This is a genomic window from Umezakia ovalisporum Ak1311, assembly GCF_029891685.1.
In the GTDB taxonomy this organism is placed as follows: domain Bacteria; phylum Cyanobacteriota; class Cyanobacteriia; order Cyanobacteriales; family Nostocaceae; genus Umezakia; species Umezakia ovalisporum.
In genome coordinates this window covers 62,515-84,970 of the sequence record NZ_JANQDJ010000088.1, presented here as the reverse complement: position 1 = coordinate 84,970, position 22,456 = coordinate 62,515, and the positions used below count along the sequence as shown (strand labels likewise).

Annotated in this window: 17 protein-coding genes; 13 read left to right on the top strand and 4 right to left on the bottom strand. The window is 39.1% G+C overall.

Translation table 11 applies throughout. The features are described from left to right. The first annotated feature begins 23 nt into the window (after nucleotides 1-23). The 4 genes from metH to dcm all read left to right on the top strand — a co-directional run bounded on the left by metH (nucleotide 24) and on the right by dcm (nucleotide 7,753). Nucleotides 24-3,560, top strand: a complete 3,537-nt coding sequence (gene metH / locus NWP25_RS18335) for a methionine synthase (protein ID WP_280699947.1) — start codon at nucleotides 24-26, stop codon at nucleotides 3,558-3,560. A gap of 128 nt (nucleotides 3,561-3,688) precedes the next feature. Then, entirely contained in the window at nucleotides 3,689-5,068 is a 1,380-nt protein-coding gene (locus tag NWP25_RS18330; RefSeq protein ID WP_280699946.1) for an IS4 family transposase, read from the top strand. Nucleotides 5,069-5,330: 262 nt separating this feature from the next. After that, nucleotides 5,331-6,401 carry a restriction endonuclease gene (locus NWP25_RS18325; RefSeq protein ID WP_280699944.1) on the top strand — a complete coding sequence of 357 codons (1,071 nt, stop codon included), beginning with the start codon at nucleotides 5,331-5,333 and terminating at the stop codon, nucleotides 6,399-6,401. Between the two features lie 50 nt (nucleotides 6,402-6,451). Next, nucleotides 6,452-7,753 carry a DNA (cytosine-5-)-methyltransferase gene (gene dcm / locus NWP25_RS18320; protein ID WP_280699942.1) on the top strand — a complete coding sequence of 434 codons (1,302 nt, stop codon included), beginning with the start codon at nucleotides 6,452-6,454 and terminating at the stop codon, nucleotides 7,751-7,753. A gap of 113 nt (nucleotides 7,754-7,866) precedes the next feature. Here dcm and NWP25_RS18315 read toward each other — a convergent pair whose 3' ends face one another. Beyond that, on the bottom strand, nucleotides 7,867-7,992 hold the full coding sequence (locus NWP25_RS18315; RefSeq protein ID WP_280699940.1) for a hypothetical protein: 126 nt from the start codon (nucleotides 7,990-7,992) through the stop codon (nucleotides 7,867-7,869). Between the two features lie 749 nt (nucleotides 7,993-8,741). Between NWP25_RS18315 and NWP25_RS18310 the strand changes: the two genes are divergently transcribed. Further along, nucleotides 8,742-9,677 carry an alpha/beta fold hydrolase gene (locus tag NWP25_RS18310; RefSeq protein ID WP_280657589.1) on the top strand — a complete coding sequence of 312 codons (936 nt, stop codon included), beginning with the start codon at nucleotides 8,742-8,744 and terminating at the stop codon, nucleotides 9,675-9,677. A 33-nt stretch (nucleotides 9,678-9,710) separates the two neighbouring features. Here NWP25_RS18310 and NWP25_RS18305 read toward each other — a convergent pair whose 3' ends face one another. Next, nucleotides 9,711-10,064 (bottom strand): BON domain-containing protein, encoded by a 354-nt coding sequence (locus NWP25_RS18305; protein ID WP_280652059.1) that lies wholly within the window; start codon nucleotides 10,062-10,064, stop codon nucleotides 9,711-9,713. Nucleotides 10,065-10,555: 491 nt separating this feature from the next. Between NWP25_RS18305 and ilvN the strand changes: the two genes are divergently transcribed. From ilvN to NWP25_RS18270, 7 genes are all read left to right on the top strand, one after another. After that, nucleotides 10,556-11,074 carry an acetolactate synthase small subunit gene (gene ilvN, locus NWP25_RS18300; protein ID WP_280652020.1) on the top strand — a complete coding sequence of 173 codons (519 nt, stop codon included), beginning with the start codon at nucleotides 10,556-10,558 and terminating at the stop codon, nucleotides 11,072-11,074. A 653-nt stretch (nucleotides 11,075-11,727) separates the two neighbouring features. Further along, entirely contained in the window at nucleotides 11,728-14,829 is a 3,102-nt protein-coding gene (locus NWP25_RS18295; RefSeq protein WP_280652021.1) for a peptidase domain-containing ABC transporter, read from the top strand. A gap of 33 nt (nucleotides 14,830-14,862) precedes the next feature. Beyond that, nucleotides 14,863-16,416 carry an HlyD family efflux transporter periplasmic adaptor subunit gene (locus NWP25_RS18290; protein ID WP_280699938.1) on the top strand — a complete coding sequence of 518 codons (1,554 nt, stop codon included), beginning with the start codon at nucleotides 14,863-14,865 and terminating at the stop codon, nucleotides 16,414-16,416. Nucleotides 16,417-16,476: 60 nt separating this feature from the next. Beyond that, nucleotides 16,477-17,256, top strand: a complete 780-nt coding sequence (locus NWP25_RS18285; RefSeq protein ID WP_280699936.1) for a peptidylprolyl isomerase — start codon at nucleotides 16,477-16,479, stop codon at nucleotides 17,254-17,256. A 641-nt stretch (nucleotides 17,257-17,897) separates the two neighbouring features. Next, complete coding sequence (locus NWP25_RS18280; RefSeq protein WP_280699934.1) at nucleotides 17,898-18,167, top strand: hypothetical protein; 270 nt, start codon at nucleotides 17,898-17,900, stop codon at nucleotides 18,165-18,167. Nucleotides 18,168-18,741: 574 nt separating this feature from the next. After that, nucleotides 18,742-19,059 (top strand): hypothetical protein, encoded by a 318-nt coding sequence (locus NWP25_RS18275; RefSeq protein WP_280652025.1) that lies wholly within the window; start codon nucleotides 18,742-18,744, stop codon nucleotides 19,057-19,059. A gap of 307 nt (nucleotides 19,060-19,366) precedes the next feature. Further along, nucleotides 19,367-20,167, top strand: a complete 801-nt coding sequence (locus NWP25_RS18270) for a PEP-CTERM sorting domain-containing protein (protein ID WP_280652026.1) — start codon at nucleotides 19,367-19,369, stop codon at nucleotides 20,165-20,167. A 67-nt stretch (nucleotides 20,168-20,234) separates the two neighbouring features. Here NWP25_RS18270 and NWP25_RS18265 read toward each other — a convergent pair whose 3' ends face one another. Continuing rightward, nucleotides 20,235-20,615 (bottom strand): VOC family protein, encoded by a 381-nt coding sequence (locus NWP25_RS18265; RefSeq protein WP_280657593.1) that lies wholly within the window; start codon nucleotides 20,613-20,615, stop codon nucleotides 20,235-20,237. A gap of 510 nt (nucleotides 20,616-21,125) precedes the next feature. Between NWP25_RS18265 and NWP25_RS18260 the strand changes: the two genes are divergently transcribed. Continuing rightward, a complete protein-coding gene (locus tag NWP25_RS18260) occupies nucleotides 21,126-21,299 on the top strand; it encodes a hypothetical protein (protein WP_280657594.1) in 174 nt (57 codons plus the stop codon). Between the two features lie 11 nt (nucleotides 21,300-21,310). Here NWP25_RS18260 and NWP25_RS18255 read toward each other — a convergent pair whose 3' ends face one another. Beyond that, complete coding sequence (locus NWP25_RS18255; protein ID WP_280657595.1) at nucleotides 21,311-22,318, bottom strand: zinc-dependent alcohol dehydrogenase family protein; 1,008 nt, start codon at nucleotides 22,316-22,318, stop codon at nucleotides 21,311-21,313. Nucleotides 22,319-22,456 lie beyond the last annotated feature (138 nt).

The window sequence follows — 22,456 nt, the reverse complement described above, 5'->3', positions numbered from 1 at the left end:
ATATAGAAAACTACTAGCAAAATATGACTCATTCTTTCCTTGAACATCTGCATAATCCCAATCGCCCAGTAATCGTGTTTGACGGTGCAATGGGAACTAACTTGCAAACTCAAAACCTGACTGCGGAAGATTTCGGAGGGGTGCAGTACGAAGGTTGTAACGAATACCTGGTTCATAGCAAACCCGAGGCTGTCGCTAAGGTTCACCGAGACTTTCTTGCTGCTGGTGCTGATGTAATTGAAACAGACACCTTTGGCGCGACATCCATTGTTTTGGCAGAATATGACTTAGCAGACAAAACTTATGATCTCAACAAAAAAGCAGTAGAAATTGCCAAGCAAGTTGCTGCCGAATTTTCTACTGCTGAAAAACCCCGGTTTGTCGCTGGTTCCATAGGACCTACAACCAAACTCCCCACTTTAGGACATATTGACTTTGACACTTTAAAAGCATCTTTTGCTGAACAAGCGGAAGCGCTGTTTGATGGGGGTGTTGATTTATTCCTAGTAGAAACTTGCCAAGATGTGCTGCAAATTAAAGCGGCGTTGAATGGTATTGAAGAAGTTTTTGCCAGGAAAGGAGAACGCCGCCCGTTAATGGTATCTGTAACTATGGAAAGTATGGGTACAATGCTTGTGGGGTCAGAAATCAGCGCTGTACTGACAATTTTAGCTCCATATTCTATAGATATCTTGGGTTTAAACTGTGCCACAGGGCCAGACTTGATGAAACCACATATCAAGTATTTGTCGGAACATTCACCTTTTGTTGTCTCTTGTATACCTAACGCAGGTTTACCTGAGAACATTGGCGGACAGGCACACTATCGCTTGACTCCTACAGAATTACGTATGGCTTTAATGCACTTTGTTGAAGATTTGGGTGTCCAAGTGATTGGGGGTTGCTGTGGGACACGTCCAGAACACATTCAACAATTGGCAGAAATTGCCCAAAACCTAAAGCCAAAAGTCAGACAGCATAGCTTAGAACCAGCTGCGGCATCAATTTATTCTACTCAGCCTTACGACCAGGATAATTCTTTCTTGATTGTCGGTGAACGTCTCAACGCTAGTGGTTCCAAAAAGTGCCGAGATTTGCTCAATGCGGAAGATTGGGACGGTTTGGTATCCATAGCCAGAGCGCAGGTGAAAGAAGGGGCACATATTCTTGATGTTAACGTCGATTATGTGGGACGTGATGGTGTGGAAGATATGCGTGAAGTTGTTTCGCGCATTGTCAATAATGTCACATTACCTTTAATGCTTGACTCTACAGAATGGGAAAAAATGGAGGCTGGTTTAAAGGTAGCTGGCGGTAAGTGTTTGCTCAATTCTACCAATTACGAAGATGGGGAACCACGTTTTCTGAAGGTCTTAGAGTTGGCGAAGAAATATGGTGCTGGTGTAGTAATTGGTACTATTGATGAAGATGGTATGGCACGGACAGCAAAGAAAAAGTTTCAAATTGCCCAACGGGCTTATCGTCAAGCCTTAGAATATGGTATTCCTGCCTCGGAAATCTTCTTTGATACATTAGCATTACCTATTTCTACGGGCATTGAGGAAGACCGAAACAATGGCCAAGCTACCATTGAATCAATTGGCCGCATTCGTAAAGAATTACCTGGTTGTCATGTCATTTTGGGCATATCTAATATTTCCTTTGGTTTGAATCCTGCGGCTCGAGTTGTACTAAATTCGATGTTTTTGCACGAGGCGATGACAGCGGGAATGGATGCGGCAATTGTCAGTGCTAACAAAATATTACCCTTATCTAAAATTGAAGCCAAGTATCAAGAAGTTTCTCGTGATTTAATTTATGACCGCCGAAGATTTGAGGGTGATGTCTGCGTTTATGATCCTTTAGCAGAACTTACTACTTTGTTTGAAGGGGTAACGACAAAACGGGACAAAGGTGTTGATGAAAGTTTACCTCTGGAAGAACGCCTCAAGCGCCATATTATCGATGGCGAACGCATTGGGTTAGAAAAAATATTGACACAGGCTTTAGAACATTATCCCCCTTTGCATATTATTAATACTTTCCTTTTGGATGGGATGAAGGTTGTTGGGGATTTGTTCGGTTCAGGACAAATGCAACTACCCTTTGTGTTGCAGTCTGCAGAAACGATGAAAGCCGCGGTTGCATATCTAGAACCATTCATGGAAAAGTCGGAAACTGGGAACAGTGCTAAGGGAACCTTTATCATTGCTACGGTTAAAGGTGATGTCCATGATATTGGTAAAAACTTGGTGGATATTATTTTAACTAACAATGGCTACAAGGTAATTAATCTGGGAATTAAGCAGCCTGTGGAAAATATTATCCGAGCCTACGAAGAATACAAAGCTGATTGTATTGCTATGAGTGGGTTGTTGGTGAAATCCACTGCTTTCATGAAGGAAAATTTGGAGGCTTTTAACGAAAAAGGTATTACTGTTCCTGTGATTTTAGGTGGCGCAGCATTAACTGCGAAGTTTGTGTATCAAGATTGCCAAAACACTTATAAGGGTAAGGTGATTTATGGCAAGGATGCTTTTTCTGATTTACACTTTATGGATAAATTAATGCCAGCTAAGGCTGGGAATAATTGGGATGATTGTCAGGGATTTTTGGATGAGGTAGAAGCACAACCACAAACCACTACTTCTTCGGTTACCAATCCCAAGTCCTCCGTTCCCGGCACCAAATCCCCGGTTATCATTGATACCCGACGTTCTGAAGCTGTGGCGGCAGATATTCAACGTCCTACACCGCCTTTCTGGGGAACTCAGTGGTTACAGCCTGATGATATTTCCCTTGAGGAATTGTTTTGGTATTTGGATTTACAGGCTTTAATTGCTGGACAATGGCAGTTCCGCAAGCCAAAGGAACAGTCTAAGGAGGAGTATCAAGTTTTCTTACATGAGAAGGTTTATCCGGTTTTGGAGAATTGGAAGCAAAGGATAATTGCTGAAAATTTGTTACATCCTCAGGTGATTTATGGGTATTTTCCTTGTCAGGCTGAGGGGAATACTTTGTATGTTTATGATCTGAACTACAGAGGCGCAGAGAACCCAGAGGTAAGAGCAAGTTTTGAGTTTCCAAGACAGAAGTCTTTGCGGCGGCTATGTATTGCAGATTTCTTTGCCCCGAAGGAGTCGGGGGTAATTGATGTCTTCTCCATGCAGGCGGTGACTGTGGGAGAGATAGCTACGGAGTTTGCTCAAAAGTTGTTTGCTGATAATCAATACACAGATTATCTGTATTTCCACGGTTTAGCTGTGCAGGTGGCTGAGGCTTTGGCGGAATGGACTCACGCTAGAATTCGCCGTGAGTTGGGTTTTGGTGGTGAGGAACCTGATAATATTCGGGATATTTTGGCACAGCGTTATCAAGGTTCACGGTATAGTTTCGGTTATCCGGCTTGTCCGAATATTCAGGATCAGTATAAGCAGCTCGAGCTGTTGGATACTCACAGAATTAATCTGTATATGGATGAAAGTGAGCAAATTTATCCAGAACAGTCCACCACGGCGATTATTGCTTATCACCCACTAGCTAAGTATTTCAGCGCCTAGTTATACTCCCCCTTCCCAATGGGCTATCCATTACCCACATCTTTCTTAACAATTAGACAAAAGACTTAACATCAGAGTGAAAGCCTTGATGGCTATAGTTTTGAAAGAGGAGAGTGGGTAATGGCATCATGGAAAAGTGGGCAGCGAAAGAATTGGCACAGGTAAACTTAGGGGATGCACGTCGAAACAAGCGGTTAATCAGGATAGTAGAAGATTTAGCAGCACAACCAGATAGTAGTGTACCACTTGCTTGTGGAAATATAGCAGCAACAAAGGCGGCATATAATTTTTGGAAATCACCACATTTTCAAGCAAGTGATATTCGTGCTGCCCACACATCCAGCACCATAGAAAGAATCAAAAAACATGAGATAGTATTGGCAATACAAGATACAACAAACATAGATTTGACATCGCACCCAGCCACAAAAGGAGTAGGTTATCTTGACCACAGAAAATCATCAGGATTAAAAGTACATTCAACACTTGCAGCCACAAGTAATGGAGTACCGTTAGGAATTATTGAGCAGCAAGTATGGGCAAGAGAACAAGAGAATTTAGGTATTGCTAAAAAACGTCGTCAACGAGAGACAAAAGAAAAAGAAAGTCAACGTTGGTTGGATGGGTTGCAGACTACACAAAATTTGATTCCCTCAGAAATTGAAGTAATAACAATAGGTGACTCAGAAGCGGATATATTTGACCTTTTTAGCCAGCAACGTCGAGAAAAATCACACTTACTAATTCGTGGGACTCATAATCGTAAAGTAGACCATTGTGGCAAATATCTACATCTTGCCATTCGTCAAATGGAAGCATCTGGAACAGTGACTGTAGAAGTCAAACGCTCTCCAGAACATAGTTCCAGACAGGCGAGACTGACAATTAGGTTCACGAGTTTTGATATTCAAGTACCATTACACCATATTGGACGTTTACAGCTAAAACCTGTCAGGTTACAAGTAATTTTGGCAGAAGAGGAAAATCCACCTCCAGGCACAAATCCCATTAGTTGGTTATTAATTACTAGCTTAGAAATTAACAGTCTAGAAGATGCTGCATGTTGTGTTCAATGGTACACTTACCGTTGGTTGATAGAACGTTATCATTACACATTAAAAAGTGGCTGTGGCATCGAGAAATTACAACTGGAAACTGCTGACCGAATTCACATGGCACTAGCCACTTATACTATTGTCCCTTGGCGATTGTTATGGCTTACTTATCAAGCACGAGTTCATCCTGATTTACCTTGTGATGTTGTTTTGGAAAACAGTGAATGGCAGTCCTTATGTGCCACTATCAACAAAAATCCTATTCCTCCAGACCAGCCACCTTCTTTGCATGATGCTGTGCGAATGATTGCCACTCTTGGTGGTTTTTTGGGTCGCAAAGGTGATGGTGAACCGGGTGTGAAAACCATTTGGCGTGGGCTACGACGCTTACACCATATTGCTGCTACTTGGCAATTACTTCACTCCGATTCCCCATCTCATCTTGATATTTAGCGATCGCCTATGGCGGAAGGTAGCCCCTCGCCCCTGTATTCAAAAACTCAATCACCTGTTGGGTTTTCTCAATTTACATACTTATTCTTTTTTGTCAATCCTCCCCACTCTGCCCATCTCTACAACCTCTATTGTGTTTGCCTTCCAGCAATGTTAAGAAAGATGTGGGTAATGGATAGCCCAATGGGAGGGGGGTAATTCAGGAATTAGCCTGGAAAATACATTACATTAGTACATGAGTCTATTAGCGAAATCATTAATTATGTGCAATCAAATTTATCAGAGAAATGTTGATGATTTACGTAAGTTAGCCTGTATGTTTTGGCCTTCAGAATTATCAAAACAAGAAGCAGAACTAAGTTTAATTCCCAAACTCATAGAAACGCAAGATCAGTTTATCGCAATTTTGAGTGTTCGTGTATCTCATTTAGATGGGCTATTTCAAATTATTGAATCTTGCAGCCTTCCAGCAAATTTATTTTTAAAACATTTACTTGTTCTAGCTGACTTTGGGGGTGAAATGATTCAGCGGTTAAATACTCAGTTTGACTCAATTTTTCCCGAGAGAAGGTTGGATTATTTATGGAATACAAAAAGTTACTCTTATAGTTTTCAAGTTTTACCTGTACAGGGTCGACTCAGCAACACTAAACTGGGTATAAATGCAAAAAAAATACTAGAGAGTATCAATTATAAAGACAAAAAAGTACTGGAAAAGTCACCTCTATCTCTACTTCACAAAGACATAATAGCTTTGCTTTTATTTGGTGGTAATTCCATAACTGAAAAAGCGGCAGAAATCCTATTCAAATGTGAAATAGGTAACTATATAGGTATAACAGATAAATTACAGCAATTTATTAGACAAAGATATATTTGGGTTAGTCGGATTACTGCTGGTTCTCAATCAAATAACTTAGGACAAATTACCCAAAGTTTTGTAAAAAAATATTTAGAAGATAACCTTGATATTCCAAGTATTAATATCAAAGCAAATGGACAGATACCAGGTGTAAGCCATACTGAGGACAATAAACCGACAGCATTTGATATTATAGTTTATAAAAATAATAGGTATGTAGCTATTGAAGTCAGCTTTCAAGTAACTACAAATAGTGTGATTGAGCGCAAAGCTGGACAAGCAAAATCGAGGTTTGATCAAATTCAAACACTTGGATATAAAATAGCTTACGTCCTAGATGGTGCTGGTAACTTTGAAAGAGAAAATGCTCTCAAGATAATTTGTTCTTATAGTCACTGCACAGTCGCCTTTTCTGGTGAGGAACTTGGTCTACTTTGTAGTTTTTTGCAGAAATACTTTGTAGACATATAAATGGGTCTAAGTTTCAAGTAGTGAATTTTAGTAACACAGGTTTTAAAAGTATGCAAAAAATTAGATTCGTGGATTTATTTTCAGGGATAGGAGGAATTAGATTAGCCTTTGAACAAGCTGCTCATGGATTAAATATAGAAACCGAATGTGTTTTAAGTAGCGAAATCAATACAGATGCTCAACTAGTATATGCAAGAAATTTCAATCACCAGTCTTTAGGTGATATCCGAATTATAGATAAACTACCAGAACATGAAATATTATTAGCCGGGTTTCCCTGTCAATCATTTTCTTATGCTGGCAAAAAAGAAGGGTTTGGCGACACCAGAGGTACACTATTTTTTGAAATTACTAGATTGCTTGATACATATAAACCACAAGCTTTTATTTTTGAAAATGTTAGAGGTATTTATAGTCATGATCAAGGTAAAAGTTTGGCAACGATCAAACACGAAATACGAAAAAGAGGTTACAGCTTTGATGCTTTTTTACTCAACAGCGCAAATTTCGGCTTACCCCAAAATCGACTGCGAATTTATTTAATTGGCATTTTAAATGCTAATCCTGTATTTGATTTGATGTCGGATGTTGGACCAAAAGATTCTCATAGTTATAATGATAATCAGTTATCTTTATTTGATCAAACAAAAAGAAATGTGAGTGTGTCTGATATTTTAGAAGATAATCCTAGCAGTAAATATGACTGTTCTCCAGAGTTTATTAATGCCTTGAAACGGATATTTAACAATGATTTAAATCGACTCCATGGTGTAAGGCTAATTGATTATAGAGGTGGTAAATCTATTCATTCTTGGGAATTAGGTTTGCGTGGTGAATGTACTGTAGAAGAAATTGCATTGATGAACCGTTTTATCTTAAAAAGACGCAACAAAGAATTTGGTGACATACAAGACGGTAAACTACTGACTCAAGAACAAATAGCCAGTTTCTGTGATTATCCTAATTTGGCAGATGTTTTGAATTCACTAGTTGCTAAGAAATATTTGAAACTGATTAATGGTAAATATAAACCTTTATCTGGTAATTTTTCATTTGAAGTTTATAAATTTTTAGATCCTAGGAAAATTTCTGTGACATTGGTTGCTAGTGATGCTAATAGATTAGGCGTTTATCATAATCAGCGAGTCCGACGAATAACTCCCCGTGAAGCAGCACGTTTACAGGGTTTTCCAGATAATTTTTTACTTCATCATAATGATGATAAAGCTTACTATCAATTAGGAAATTCGGTAAGCATTAATGTAGTTAAGGCTGTGGCAGAACAAGTGTTGGTAAAAATGTTTTGTGATTCTCAACTAAAAATAAAAAATACTCAGGAATTAGTTAAATAAATAATTTAAGAAGGATGACTTTCGTCTTGGCGGCTACAGCAACATTTTTATCTGTAAAGATGCCTACAATTCATCTGTTTACTAAAACACTTTCTGATATTAAACTATATTGATCAATTGTCACCAGCGATGGCATCCCAATTATTCTGCCAGTAGTGACCAATGAGAAGCAAAACAACATCCTCATTGAGGAAATTAGTAATAATCCTGTCCAGGAGAAAATAAGTAAAATTCCTCATGTGAGTTGTTGTGACTACTTACGTGTTTTGCTGTGCAACCAGGGGGACAGCTTTTAGGTCAACATTTAGCTGTTGACGAATCTGTTGTAAACTCATCCCTGTTTTTAGTATGTCAACACAGTGATGATAGCAAATATGGCTTTCCATTAATTCCACTTCCCATAAGGGAAGCGACTAAGGATTGCTAACTTGTTACTATCCATCCTATAAGTTGTTTCCATTAATTCCACTTCTCATAAGGGAAGCGACGCAAGTACGAAGATGTAAAAGTGCCGGGAAATTCCCACACCCCAAGTTTACACTTCTAATGATTGCTTCCCTGTACCCTAGGCGATGGCTTCGGCAAATACCCACATAAGGTCGTTTAATTATTTTATTTTTATGTAAAAAATTAACAAGGTCATAAGAATAATATCCTGATTTTTTAATTATCAATAAGGTAATTTATACATTATTACCTAAATTATTCATGAATAACAATATACCTGATTTCTTTCAGCAGTTGGGGCTTTGCACCTTTCCACACACCTCAGCAATGTGTTATTTTGGTAACATGATCAGCAAGATATCAGTCTTCAGTATTAACTTTTATCAACAATATATTTCGCCTTACAAGGGTTATTGTTGGGCTCATCGTATTTTACATGGTGGTGATTCTTGTTCTCAATATGTCAAAAAAACTTTTTTTTACAACAAGATTTGGCTCAAGCTGTTAATAGGTATGACAGTAAAATCAATGGGAGGAAAAAATGACCACTACGCTACACTGGCAACAAAGAGTTGGTAATCAAAGAGATTGGGTGTGGCGAGGTTGGCAAACTCGTTATACTTACATTCGACCCAGCCAAAATCACCCAAACAACGTACCTTTAATTCTGCTACACGGTTTTGGTGCTTCCATTGGTCATTGGCGACACAACATACAAGTCTTAGGACAACACCATACCGTTTATGCTTTAGATATGCTCGGTTTTGGTGCTTCCAAAAAAGCCGCAGCCAATTACAGCATTCAACTATGGGTAGACCAGGTATACGAATTTTGGCAAGCATTTATCTGTGAACCAGTTATATTAATCGGTAATTCCAATGGTTCACTGATTTCTTTAGCAGCTGGGGCTGCCCATCCAGAAATGGTCAAGGGTATAGTAATGATGAGTTTACCGGACCCATCCTTAGAACAAGAGGCTATCCCGCCTTTTCTGCGACCTGTGGTGACAGGAATTAAAAAAATAGTTGCTTCTCCGTTGATACTCAAACCTGTGTTTTACTTCCTGCGGCGACCGAAGGTGCTGCGCCGCTGGGCTGGTCTTGCTTACGTTAATCCTGAAGCCATCAGCGATGAACTCGTAGAAATTCTAGCAGGACCACCCCAAGACAGAGGTTCAGCTCGTGCTTTTACTGCCTTGTTTAGAGCTGCGATCGCTGTTAACTTTAGTCCCAGTGTCAAAGCAATATTAGCCAAAGTAAGGGTACCAATGCTGTTAATCTGGGGACAAAAGGACAAATTCGTACCTAATGGAGTAGCGCAAAAATTTACCCAGTACAACCAAGAGCTAGAACTAGTCAACTTAGAAGATGTAGGTCATTGTCCCCATGATGAAAATCCAGAGACAGTTAATCAGCTGATTCTAGATTGGATCAACAGACACACCAACACCCGTCCACCATTAAGTAATAATACTTAATTAACAAAACCTGTGTGGTTTAATAATTACGGATTACCCCACTGTTACCTCATCGGTTTTCACATCTGTAGCACCACGAACTGAACGCGCCACGCTAACCATCTTATTGAGAATATCTTGGTTGGGAACCCTACCCCTTAGTACCACAGTGCTGCTGGTTTGAGCAACCCAGAGAGTATCAATATCCCCCAGTTGCGAATCTTGATCAAATGCCAAGGCTACCCGCTTGGCTAACCCACTTTGGTCGTATTCTCCGTTTAATCCTAAACGCTCCGCCGGAATTGATTCGGTAGTAGCGGCGGCACTTGGGGCTGCTTGCTGCGGTTGAGGATTCACTTGGGCATTTTGAGGTTTTTCTAATCCAAAAAGTCTTTTTAACCAACTCATAACGGCTTTTCTCCGAATTTTTGCTTGAGTTTTCATCCTACTTCCAGGATAAAACCTTGGCAAATCATTTACATCTGCCGACGAAAAGATGTGCACTACCGAAGGTTGTTACACTCAGTATAATTTGTCCCTAAATTCTGAGGCATTGAGTTTAAAATTCAACCTGACACTAATAAGTTAACGTAACTATGATACGCTTGGAAGGAATGGATTAATCACATTAATACCTAATTGCTTGCTCTGACAACATCTTAACAACTGACAGTGTGCAACTCTACCCGGTCTGGGCTGTGGACGAGTAAGACTCTGATGGTAAAAGGAATTTCACATGTTGTATATGCGACTGTGATGAGGATTTTGTCGCGGAGTACGAAGTGACCTGTGGTTAATACCCGCAAGGATACCGAAAGTCACCGAGCAATCACACTTACAACTTGTTAAAGTGTGGAAATATGTCACTATGATGGTTGCCTGAGCCTGTGTTGGCGAAGATGAAACATACCCTTTCTGTTTTGGTAGAAGATGAGGCGGGTGTTCTGTCCCGTATCTCCAGTTTATTTGCCCGTCGTGGCTTTAATATAGAAAGCCTTGCAGTTGGTCCAGCAGAGCAAGGAGGAGTTTCCCGTATTACGATGATTGTACCTGGAGATGATCGCGTAATTGAGCAACTCACCAAGCAACTATATAAGTTGGTCAACGTGCTCAAAGTACAAGATATCACGGAAACTCCTTGTGTAGAGCGAGAATTGATGCTTTTAAAAGTGAATGCGACTAGCAGCAATCGCTCAGAAGTAGTCGAACTAGCTCAAATTTTTCGGGCGCGAGTGGTAGACGTGGCAGAAGATTCCCTCACTTTAGAGGTTGTGGGGGATCCTGGTAAGATGGTAGCGATCGTTCAAGTCTTACAAAAATTTGGTTTAAGGGAAATCGCCCGTACTGGTAAAATTGCCCTTACCCGTGAATCGGGCGTCAATACTGAGTTGCTGAAGTCTTTAGAAGTAAAGGTTTAGCCGGAACCATGTAAGCTCCACACCGTTATCTATTGATTTAAAAAATTACCAGTCTAAAAATTCCGCTATCTTTTGAGATAGCGGAATTTTTGGTTTTTATGAATGCTGATAGACTGTTACAGTGGAATGATGAAAATACAATTATTGCTCTTTCCATATTATCTGTTGAAATGATTTGGACAAAAATTATCTATATTTACCATCAGCATGGTAAATATTTTGTTTTTATAGAATTTTTTTTTAAATTTTCATTTTTTGCCAGTTTGGCGTGACACGCTTCGTCAAAAACTGTTACTAAGTTGATTGTTATAGGGCTGATATTTTCTGTTTTGCACGGCTAGGAATAAACTAAAACTTACAATAATTATCTTAAATATACCAATAGCCAGTAGTAAGTAAGTTGAAAAACGAAAAAGGCTGAATCAATCCAAACCGGGATTTACTTTTGTCTAATACTTATGTCTATTTGTAGATTTAAATAGATAAATTATGTAGAAACTTAAATTAATTCAACCAATCACTTGGTGAAATTCCCCATAAGCGAATAATTGATAGTTAATTTCTGGCTGGCAAAATTAATTTTTAGGTTAATTGGCAATTGGTGATTGAGCCTGATTCAGACCAATAACTAATTCTCTTTTGGAGGTTAGGTAATGACGACGGTATTTTCCCAGCAATATCTAAGTGAAAAAATCACTCACACCTTGGGAGAGAAACTAACAAAACAAGAACTAAATAGGTGTTTGGCGTCTGTAAAACTTTTGCAACCACCAGTAGCAAAGCAGTTCTGGCAATCAGCAGAAATGATCCCTGGTATCTACATCATTCTTGCAGGCAAAGTCAGATTTTCAGATAGTTCTGATAACTTAATCACTACTCTGTCAGCCTGGTCTTCATTTGGTGAAATGACTTTGTTTCGAGAGCAAAATTTTAGTCATTACACGGCCAGAAGCTCACACAACTTAGAACTTGGCTATCTCGGACAAGAGATATTGCAAGAACTGATGGACAAATATCCTCAGATCCGCGATCGCCTGTTTTTTCGGGCAGAAATGTGGGATTTACTGCTTTCATGTCGCCAAAACTCTCAATTTCCCGGACACCCCAGCGAATTTCAAGCCATGGTGAAAGCCCTACCTTTGTTTGAGCGACACAACCTAGAAATTGGTTCTGTAAATAGACAATTCCCCGATTGCCATTTATGGCTCTTGTACAAAGGTGAATTGCTGAATTCTGAAGGTTATTCTTTGACACCAGGTCAAATCTCTGCTGAACCAAGACACGGAACTTGGCAAGCCATACAACCTACAATTGCTTACATCCTCAAGAGTTCCAACTGGGAAAAAGCACTGGAACACTGTTCGGCCTTGGGTTCCTTTGTCCCTGACCATGAACAACACACCACTTTAATACCTGGAAATCAAACCAAGGGAGAAAAGACCAATAGAAGGACTTCTCCTCCATCCCCAAGACAAGGTGAACACGCAGCCAACGTTATACCTTTTCCCCGGCGAGAACCACAATCAAAAGCCAAGGAAAATCAAACACACCCTTACTTTCCCAGCCCGAAAGTGCAAATAGGGCATTGGTGGACACGCCTGAGCAAACGCTATCCCTTCTATGCCCAACAAAGTGCGGCAGATTGTGGATCTGCTTGCTTAGTCATGATTGGTAAATATTGGGGTAAGCAGTTTAGTGTTAATCGCTTGCGGGATATGACCAACGTTAACCGTAGTGGTGCATCTCTACGAGCCTTAGCAGCAGTAGGAGAAAACCTGGGTTTTGCCACCCGTCCTGTGAAAGCTAGCTTCGATAAACTAGCAGAACAATCTTTACCTGCCATCGCTCACTGGGAAGGCAACCACTTTATTGTAGTTTATGAAATTACCAAAAAGCGCATTATCGTCGGCGATCCTGCCATTGGTCAACGCAGTCTTACCAGAAGCCAATTTAATACAGGTTGGACTGGTTATGCTTTATTACTGCAACCTACAGAGCTACTCAAAACCACCAAAAATGAAAATGCTAATTTCTGGAAGTTTTTTGAGTTAGTCAAACCTCACTATTGGGTACTGCTAGAAGTGTTCATAGCCAGTGTGCTGATGCAAATATTTGGACTGGTAACACCGATATTCACTCAGTTATTACTAGATCGAGTGCTGGTGCAACGCAGTGTTCCCACCTTAAACGCCGTGGGTGTGGGAATGATTATTTTTGGTTTGTTCGGTATTGCTATGAATGCAGTGCGGCAATATCTTCTGGATCACACAGCCAAACGTGTCAGTATTTCCCTACTGGTGGGATTTATTAAACATACTTTTCGCTTACCTTTAGCTTATTTCGAGTCTCGTTATGTTGGAGATATTGTTTCTCGGATTCAAGAAAACCAAAAAATTCAGCGCTTCCTCACGGGGGAGACTCTTTCAATTATTCTGGATATACTGACATTAGCCATCTATCTCAGCATCATGTTTTGGTATAGCTGGCGCATGACTTTATTCGTATTATTAACAGTGCCACCATTTTTTGTTGTGGCCTTGGCTAGCACTAGCATTTTGCGTCGGATTTCCAGAGAAGTTTTTAATGCTGGAGCCAAAGAAAACAGTTATCTGATTGAATCTCTCACAGGAGTTCGCACAGTCCGTTCCTTAGCCATTGAACAAACAGTTCGCTGGCGTTGGGAAGAACTGCTCAATGATTTGGTGAAAAAAAGTTTTAATGCCCAAGTAATTGGTAACCGTCTGCAAATCATTAGTGGGATTATTCAAACCTTTGTCAATGCTTCCTTGATGTGGTTTGGTGCATGGCAAGTTATTCAAGGGGATCTGACTATGGGCCAATTAGTAGCTTTTAATATGTTAGTGGGTAGAGTATTGAGTCCTTTTCAACGGATGTCAATGTTATGGAACGAATTACAGGAAATTATTATTTCTACAGAAAGGATTAATGATGTTTTAGAGGCAGAACCTGAAGAAGACTTGCAAAATAAACCCCGCAAGGCTCTGGGTAGACTGGGGGGCCATATTTGCTTTCAAAATGTCACCTTTCGTTATCACAAAGAAAGTGAGACTAATGTGCTGCAAAATATTAACTTTGAAATTCAGCCGGAGCAAATGGTCGCAGTGGTCGGACGTAGTGGTTCGGGAAAAACAACTTTGAGCAAGTTGATTTTAGGTCTATACCCACCAACAGATGGCAAAATCCTCATTGACGGTTTTGATATTACTACGATTTCTTTGCGATCGCTCCGTTCTCAAATAGGTGTTGTTGATCAAGATACATTTCTCTTTGGTGGCACGATTATAGAAAACATTGGCATCGCTCACCCAGAAGCCACATTAGAAGAAATTACTCAAGCTGCAAGATTAGCAGGAGCAGATGAATTTATTCAGCAATTGCCAATGGGTTACGAATCTCAAATTGGTGAAAGCGGCGGAATGCTTTCTGGTGGACAACGCCAACGCCTAGCTATTGCTAGAGCCTTACTCGGTAATCCTCGATTATTACTCTTTGATGAAGCCACCAGTCACCTAGACTCGGAATCAGAAAGCATTATTCAGAACAACCTCAAAACAATTCTCCAAGGGCGTACCAGCGTAATTATTGCTCATCGGCTCTCTACAGTCCGCAATGCTGATTTGATTTTAGTTTTAGACCGGGGTGTATTAGTAGAAAGCGGTACTCATGACGAATTAATCGCCAAAAAAGGACATTACTACTACCTCAATCAACAACAACTAGCTCAAGTGGTTTGATGCGATTAATAATTATCCATTCTCTATAAAACTATGCCTCATACCTCTATTAATTCCTCATCTGTACTGCTCAAAAAAGAGCAGGATGAGTATAAAGTTTATTTTCAACCCGACCAAGAGACTACTAAATTTGACAAGCCGATTGCAGAAGGTGAAACCCAAGATTTATATTACGGTACGGAAGAACTGCTAGATGCCTTACCAAAGGTCTGGACTCGCGGTGTGTTTTATACACTATTAGGCTTTGCAGCTCTGGCTTTACCTTGGGCAACCTTATCTAAAGTAGATGAAACTGGTAGCGCTAGGGGACGTATAGAACCTAAAGGTGCAACACAAAAATTAGATTCCCAAGCAGGAGGAAGTGTTAAAGCTGTCAAAGTGGCAGAAGGCGATACTGTCACCACCGGACAAGTGCTGGTAGAACTTGATTCTGATATTTTGACAACCGAACTTCAGCAAGCCGAGGCTAAACTTTCTGCTCTGCAAAATCAAGCAGCCCAGTTTGATCTGCTGAAAAACCAACTACAGTTAACACTTAATATTCAGAAACAACAAAATCAGTTTCAAGCTTTAGAAAAAATGTCCCAGGTCAACCAGGCAAAACAAAACCTGGGTTTTAAACAAAGTATGTATGATCTGCAAAAGTTAGAAAGACAGCCATTCATCAAGCAGGTGCAGCAGCAAATTGAAATTGCTCAAAATGATTTGCAAGCGGCAAAAAATCGTTTGAGTATAGATTCCCGACAAGTCAGCCGCTTTGAAAAACTTGTTAGTGATGGTGCAGTTTCGGTAAATCAAGTTGACCAACTCAAAAAAGAAGAACAAGAAAGCAAACGACTCTACGCCAAAGCCCAATCTGATGTTAAACAAGCAGAGTTACGCTTGGAGGAAGAAATGACCCGCTATCAGACAACAATGAATCAGTTAAAATCTGATATCGAACAAGCAAAACATAAACTAGTAGGGGAAGAAAACAGCTATCAAAGCTTACTACAAGCAGGTAAATTAGCTATACTCAAATATCAAGAACAACTTAAAGAATTAGAAACACAAATTGCTAATTTACAGGCAGAAATTGCTCAAACTAACGGCAAAATCGCATCTATAAATCTACAAATCCAGCAACGAGTGGTGCGATCGCCTGTTGATGGCATAATTTTTGAGTTACCAGTCACCAAATCAGGAGAAGTGGTACAAGTCGGCCAGAGAATTGCCGATATTGCACCCCAAAATACGGAAATGGTACTCAAAGCTAATATGCCCATTCAGGATAGCGGCTTCTTAAAAGTGGGAATGCCGGTAAAAATCAAGTTTGATGCTTACTCCTTCCAGGAATATGGCATTGTTCAAGGCAAAGTTGCTCGGATTTCTCCTGATTCTAAGATTACTCAAACACCCCAAGGCAATATAGAAACCTATGAGTTAGAAATTACCTTAGAACAGAAATATATCCAAAGCGGTACAAAACGTATTCCATTAACTCCAGGTCAAACAGCAAATGCTGAAATTATTGTACGTCAACGACGAGTGATTGACTTTGTTTTAGATCCATTTAAAAAATTGCACAAAAACGGTTTAGAGCTTTAGTCATTGGTCATTGGTTGTAAATAAATTACAAAATAGCCAGATTATCAGGGGAATTATTTCATGCCTCAAATATTGACTATTTCTGGTTCAGATATCATTCACAACCTCAAACTATCTTCTCAAGTTCCTGATGTAGTAGAGGCGATCGCATCTCAAAAGATTATTGGAGAAGTAGCCAAAAATTCAGGAATTACAGTCACACCAGAAGAAATACAGCAAGAAGGAGATAACTTACGTTTAGCTAAAAAGCTTGTCAAAGCTCAAGATACATTGTCATGGTTAGAGAAAAACTATCTTTCTGTGCATGAGTTTGAAGAATCACTCCGCAACAAAATTCTGGCTCATAAATTAGCTAATCATTTATTTGCGTCTCAAGTCGAGCGCTTCTTTTATCAACACCAACTAGATTATGTAGCTGGTATTACATATCAAGTGATATTGGAGGACAACGACTTGGCTTTAGAACTGTTTTATGCGGTGGAAGAAGAAGAAATCAGTTTTCCTGAAATTGCTCGTCAATATATTTCTGAACCAGAACTGCGTGCTACTTATGGGTATCAGGGACGACAACACCGCAAAGATTTTCGCCCAGAAATTGCTGCTGCTGTATTTGCAGCAACTCCACCGCAGATTCTCAAACCAATTGCTACTCTGAAAGGAGTGTATTTAATTTGGGTGGAAGAAATTATTCAACCCCAATTAGATGAATCGTTACGGGAAAAAATTGTTACAGAATTATTCACTGCTTGGTTAAAACAAAAAATCGAGTGTACGGAAATAATTACTCAGCTAAATGCGGAAACCGTAGAGCCAGGGAAGGAATTACTTCAAAAGTCATAATTTATAGCTAACACCGAATAGCTAGTAGCGCCGTGAACTCAAAAAGCTTATTCTATAAATTTTTGCTCGACTTCAAAAGGTTGTGCTATTTAGCTCATGCTGTTTTAGTTAAACTGCAAATACAGCCAACTGGATCTAAGTGAGGTACACAAGAGTGGGCATCCTACTGCCCCCAAAAGATTTATAATCTTGAAAGTTGTACTTCATTGAATTGTAAAGTCTTGTATTTTTCTAACTAATAGCAACCCTAGAACAAATCAACTCTTCTATGTTTGTCTAAACCGTCTGTTAACAGCTATCAAGCAGGCGGTTATGAGCTATTGGTAAATATTTGTATTTAATGAATATATGGATGATTATAACTAATGGTCAAAAGTATTGAAACCATTATTTTTTAATCTTATTCTATTGTCTTTAAAATTAGTTGCTTGTTAGAAGTTATTTTTAGTCAATGGAATATTTTTATTATTTTTTGCATAAAAATTTTTAAATTCAAATGTCCAATTGGTATCCAAATTAATATTTTTTCAGAAAAAAGTTGTTGCAAGACACATTGACTTTCTTTCTTAATAGACTATATTAAGAACATAACCGAAGAGAACAACGGTTAAAAGAAAAGTAAATTTTCCAGGAGAAAGTCAATGATTATTTCTGATTTAAACATCTTAGAAACCGTAGAAGCTGCAAATGTTATTGGCGGTTGTTGCTGCTACTACAATGATACATATGAAAAGCATGATAAGAAGGACAAAAAATATTATAGTCCCAAAAATTACAAAAAAGATCATGTCAAGGAAGACGAAAAATTACCTTCTCTCGTAAATGTCATCAATATCGAGATCAAAAATGATAATCTAGCTATTGCTAGTTCTGATTCTAATTCTGAGCCTAGTGGTAAGTATTACTATTAAGTATATTTCAACCAAAATTACATCTTCCCAGCCATATATGCAGATGTTGAATTTGTGTTGGATGTAAAAACGACTACAAACACCTTTAGTTAGTAGTCGTTTGGATTATTAACTTGATCTTTGCATTTTTATTATATAAATGAGACAAAAATCTGTCAAATTTATATTGTATTAAGCCAATGATAATATCGCTGGAATGAATTTAAAATCATTCTAGCGATATATTTTTGTTGGGATTAAAAAAGTTGAATAGTTATCAATGTGATTTTATAAAAGATTTCCGATTTCCTTGAGAAATCGGGTAGCTATATCCTGCTGATTTTATTTTTGACGTTCACATACTTATTTAATTGTAAAGATTGCAGTAAAATAAGCGTAAGTCATTGATATTACTAGATTTTTTATCCGTTGCTGATTGTGATATCTAAATAACATAGATTTTTTTTAGAAAAAACGAATAAAAAGCTAGTTTTTTTTTTTAGAAATTGGTTATTGTAGGGACATAACCAACCAAAAAAAAATTGGTTATGGAAATGGAAAAAGTTCATCAAAAGGACTACAAACTAGGAGAAAAATGATGATTATTTCTGATTTGAACATTTTGGAAGCTGTTGAAGGTTCTTCTATTGTTGGTGGTGGTGGTTTCCAGATCGCAAACGACAAGTTAGAACACATCGAAAGCAAAGTCAATGTTGATATCTTGAAGAAAGTTGATATTGCAGTAAAACTTGTTGGTAACTTTGCTGATGCTCAAGCAGTTGCTCAAGCATACGGTGCAAACACAGATGCTGAAACCATCACCTTTGCAGAGGTATACGAAGGTGTTTCTTCTGATGCTGCATCCCGTTCAACAGCAGCAGCTGTCAAAGACCAGGAGACAAAGTATTACTAATAGTTCAAGATAATTAGTCAGGTAGATAGTGGCTTTGAGTCACTATCTATCTCTTTCATTAAGTCTGAATAGACGAAAAAGTCATGCCTAGGTATCAATTTGCAGTTAAGCGTAGAGTCTCACCAACTGGCCAGATTATTGTTCAATCAACAAGTATAGCCTCATCATCTGGCTATGGTAAAAGTGAGATTCAACAAAGCATTTCCATCACCATGTCTTCTGGCAATTGTTCTAGCAGTTCCTCAAAATCTAGCTCTAGTTTTAATTGCTCGGTGTGAGAAAATAAAAAATAACAGCAGAAGATAAAATGGAACAATATCTGCGATTCTTTAAACCATTATTACTACTAGTTACTCCGGTTTTAGCGAGTTCAGTATTAGTCACTTCACCTAGTCAAGCTGCTACTTTTGCTTTATCTCAAGGAGAACTAGTATTTACAGAGTTTAGTCAAAGTCCTACCAATACTTTCACTGACACTAATAGCAATGCCATTGTTGTTTCTGACAATGGGAATGTATTCACTGAAGCTGATGCGATCGCATCTTTTGGAGGTACACCTACAGAAGCTTTAAACTTCTCTTCTAGCATTGCAGAGGGTGAAAACACAGGTTATTTAGGGCTGGCAGAAAGTGAAACTACAATTAGAGGTATCTTTGATATAGAAACAGATACTCTTTTTTCTTTTGATTTTACAAGTGATTTAAGTCTAGCAACATCAGTAGATAACCCTGGGCTAGAAAGTTCCACCGCTAGTGGGGAGTTATTGTTTGCACTATTTGATGTCAATGAAAATACTGTCTTAGACTCCTTTAAGCTAGCGGGTGATTTGACAACAAACGGCCAGAAGAACTTTATCGGCTATGAACAAGAAGGTAATGTGACATTAACTAATGCAGATACTGACTATGATTTTGTCGGTAATCAAAAGTTTGCCACGGGTTATGCTGATGGTTATGTACAACGTTATTTTAGTCAGCCGACTACTCTGGCTTTAATCCAAATGAAAAGCAATCAAGTTATGGTTTCAACTCCTGAACCTACAACAATAGTTTCTTTACTTATTAGCACTGGTTTAATTGGTGTTGCGTTCCGACGTAAAAAAATATAAATTTACCTGAGGCAGCAAACTCAAAGCGTCAGAGTAAAAACCTTGATTTGTCATTGATTTTAAACTATTAGTAACATACTGCTTCAATGTTGTGGCCATCTGGATCTAAAACCAACGCTCCATAGTATTTAGAGTAATAATAATGTGATCGCCAACTAGGTGCGCCATAATCTTTACCACCTACTTTAATAGCTGCTGCGTAAAAAGCATTGACATGCTCACATGATTCTACCGTGAAAGCAACATGAACTGGCGGCGTATTCACTTCCCCGTCAACAATCCAAAAGTCAGCTTTTCCATCAACGCCAAAACCAGCGGCATATTTAACACCAGTGGCAGTATTGTCATACTCTTTGACTAACTCATATCCCAATGGAGCTAATGCAACGGCATAAAAATTTTTGCTTTGTTCAAAGTTACTAACTTTAATTCCAATATGGTCGATCATAAATGTCTTGTTGGGGTAATTTTCAAATATCTCTGGTTAAGTTTGCACCTATTGCAGCTTGCATCACACTACTCCTAGTAAGAAATTTATCTGTTTGACCAATCACCTTGCTTCATTGGGTTTGTCTCGTCTGAGCACATCTTTTTCCTCATACCTGCTCTAAATTCCTATCTTCACTGATTACCGCAAAGAATACAATTCTTATTGCTTGACCATAGATCAACTGAGTTGCACACTACTTAAGACAAAATGATAACAATAATTACTAAAAAACAACCTAGTGTCAGGCAAGGCTGTTCTGCATTGGGAAATATAGCTAATAAACTTAAAAAGTAGATTTGCACAAACCATTAGGAACTTATTATAAAGACATTTATTACCAAGGATTGTATTCTGATACTTCTCAGCAAATATTGACGAGTCTAGCTGAATCTTTCAAGTCATACATTGGGTTAGTTAAAACTACGCAGCATTTGTCTATCAGTTGGCGGAAAAGGAGTTAGTGGCGGAGTGTATAAAACTTCTGACGGTTTCAAGATTAATGCAGACTGTAATGGCGCTGCTAACATTTTGAGAAAGGTAGCGGTGATGCTAGGAATTGATATTGGCGGAATGGGTAGGGGCTGTTTAAGTCAGCCTAAGAAAGTTCGTTTATGCACTCTTCAGAAATCCCCGGTTTTCTAAATTGAGGAAGCTTAATCATCATTCATCAGCAGAACAATTTTACCCATCATTGAACCAGACTCCAGAACTTGATGGGCCCTAGCAGCTTCCGCCAGAGGAAACCTATGACTAACCTGAAGTTTCAACTTACCTTCATTCATCCAACTGGCACACTGTTCCAAAATTTGTCCATGATGCTTGAGGCTTTCCTCCAAGCCTTGCAACATAGGAGTCAGCATTAACTCGAACCCAATGCGGAGATTACGCAGTCTAGCGGTTTTCCAAACAGTATCAGCCTTTGGTTCAAGAATCGTTACAATATCGCCATACACCCGCACAGCCGGAAAAGTTTTTTCAAAAGTGTCACCGCCAACAGTATCAAAAGCCAAATCTACACCTTCACCATCAGTCCAATTTAACGCCGCCTGAACAAAATCTGTTTCTTGATAAAAAATCACCTCATCAGCACCCAATGCTTTGACAAAATCTGCCTTTTCCTGAGAACTCACAGTAGTAGAGACAAAAGCACCCTTGAGTTTGGCCAATTGTATCGCTACATGACCAACACCACCAGCACCAGCATGAATTAAAACCCTTTCCCCTGGTGCTAATCTTCCTCGTTCATACAAAGCTTCCCAAGCAGTAATTAATACCAAAGGCGCTGCGGCTGCTTCTGCAAAAGAAACTGAAGCAGGTTTATGTGTCACATATGCCTGATCAACAACAGTATATTCTGCATAATTTCCCTGATATCCGCCCAAGCCACCATAGCAAAAATATACCTCATCTGTTAAGCGAAACTCTTTGACACCAGCACCCACCGCCTCAACAACACCAGCGCCATCACAGCCTAAAATTGCAGGCATTTGATCAGGGTAAAAAGTGCCTCGCTGACGGAGTTTTGTATCAATGGGGTTAACGCCAGCCGCTGCTAAACGTATTAAAAGTTGATTATTTCCTAAAAGTCCAGTGGGGTCTGGTACTTCCCGTAACTGCAAAACTTCAGGACTACCAACTGCTGTCATTAAGATTGCTTTCATAAATATTTCTTCCTAGATGCACATTTATTTGCAACTCTAGCGCAATTGGGGGGATACAACAGGAGGGGGGTGTCAACGTCTTCAGTTTTGCAAATATCTGACCTAAAAAGCAACTTCATATCGGGGTGCAAAACCTTG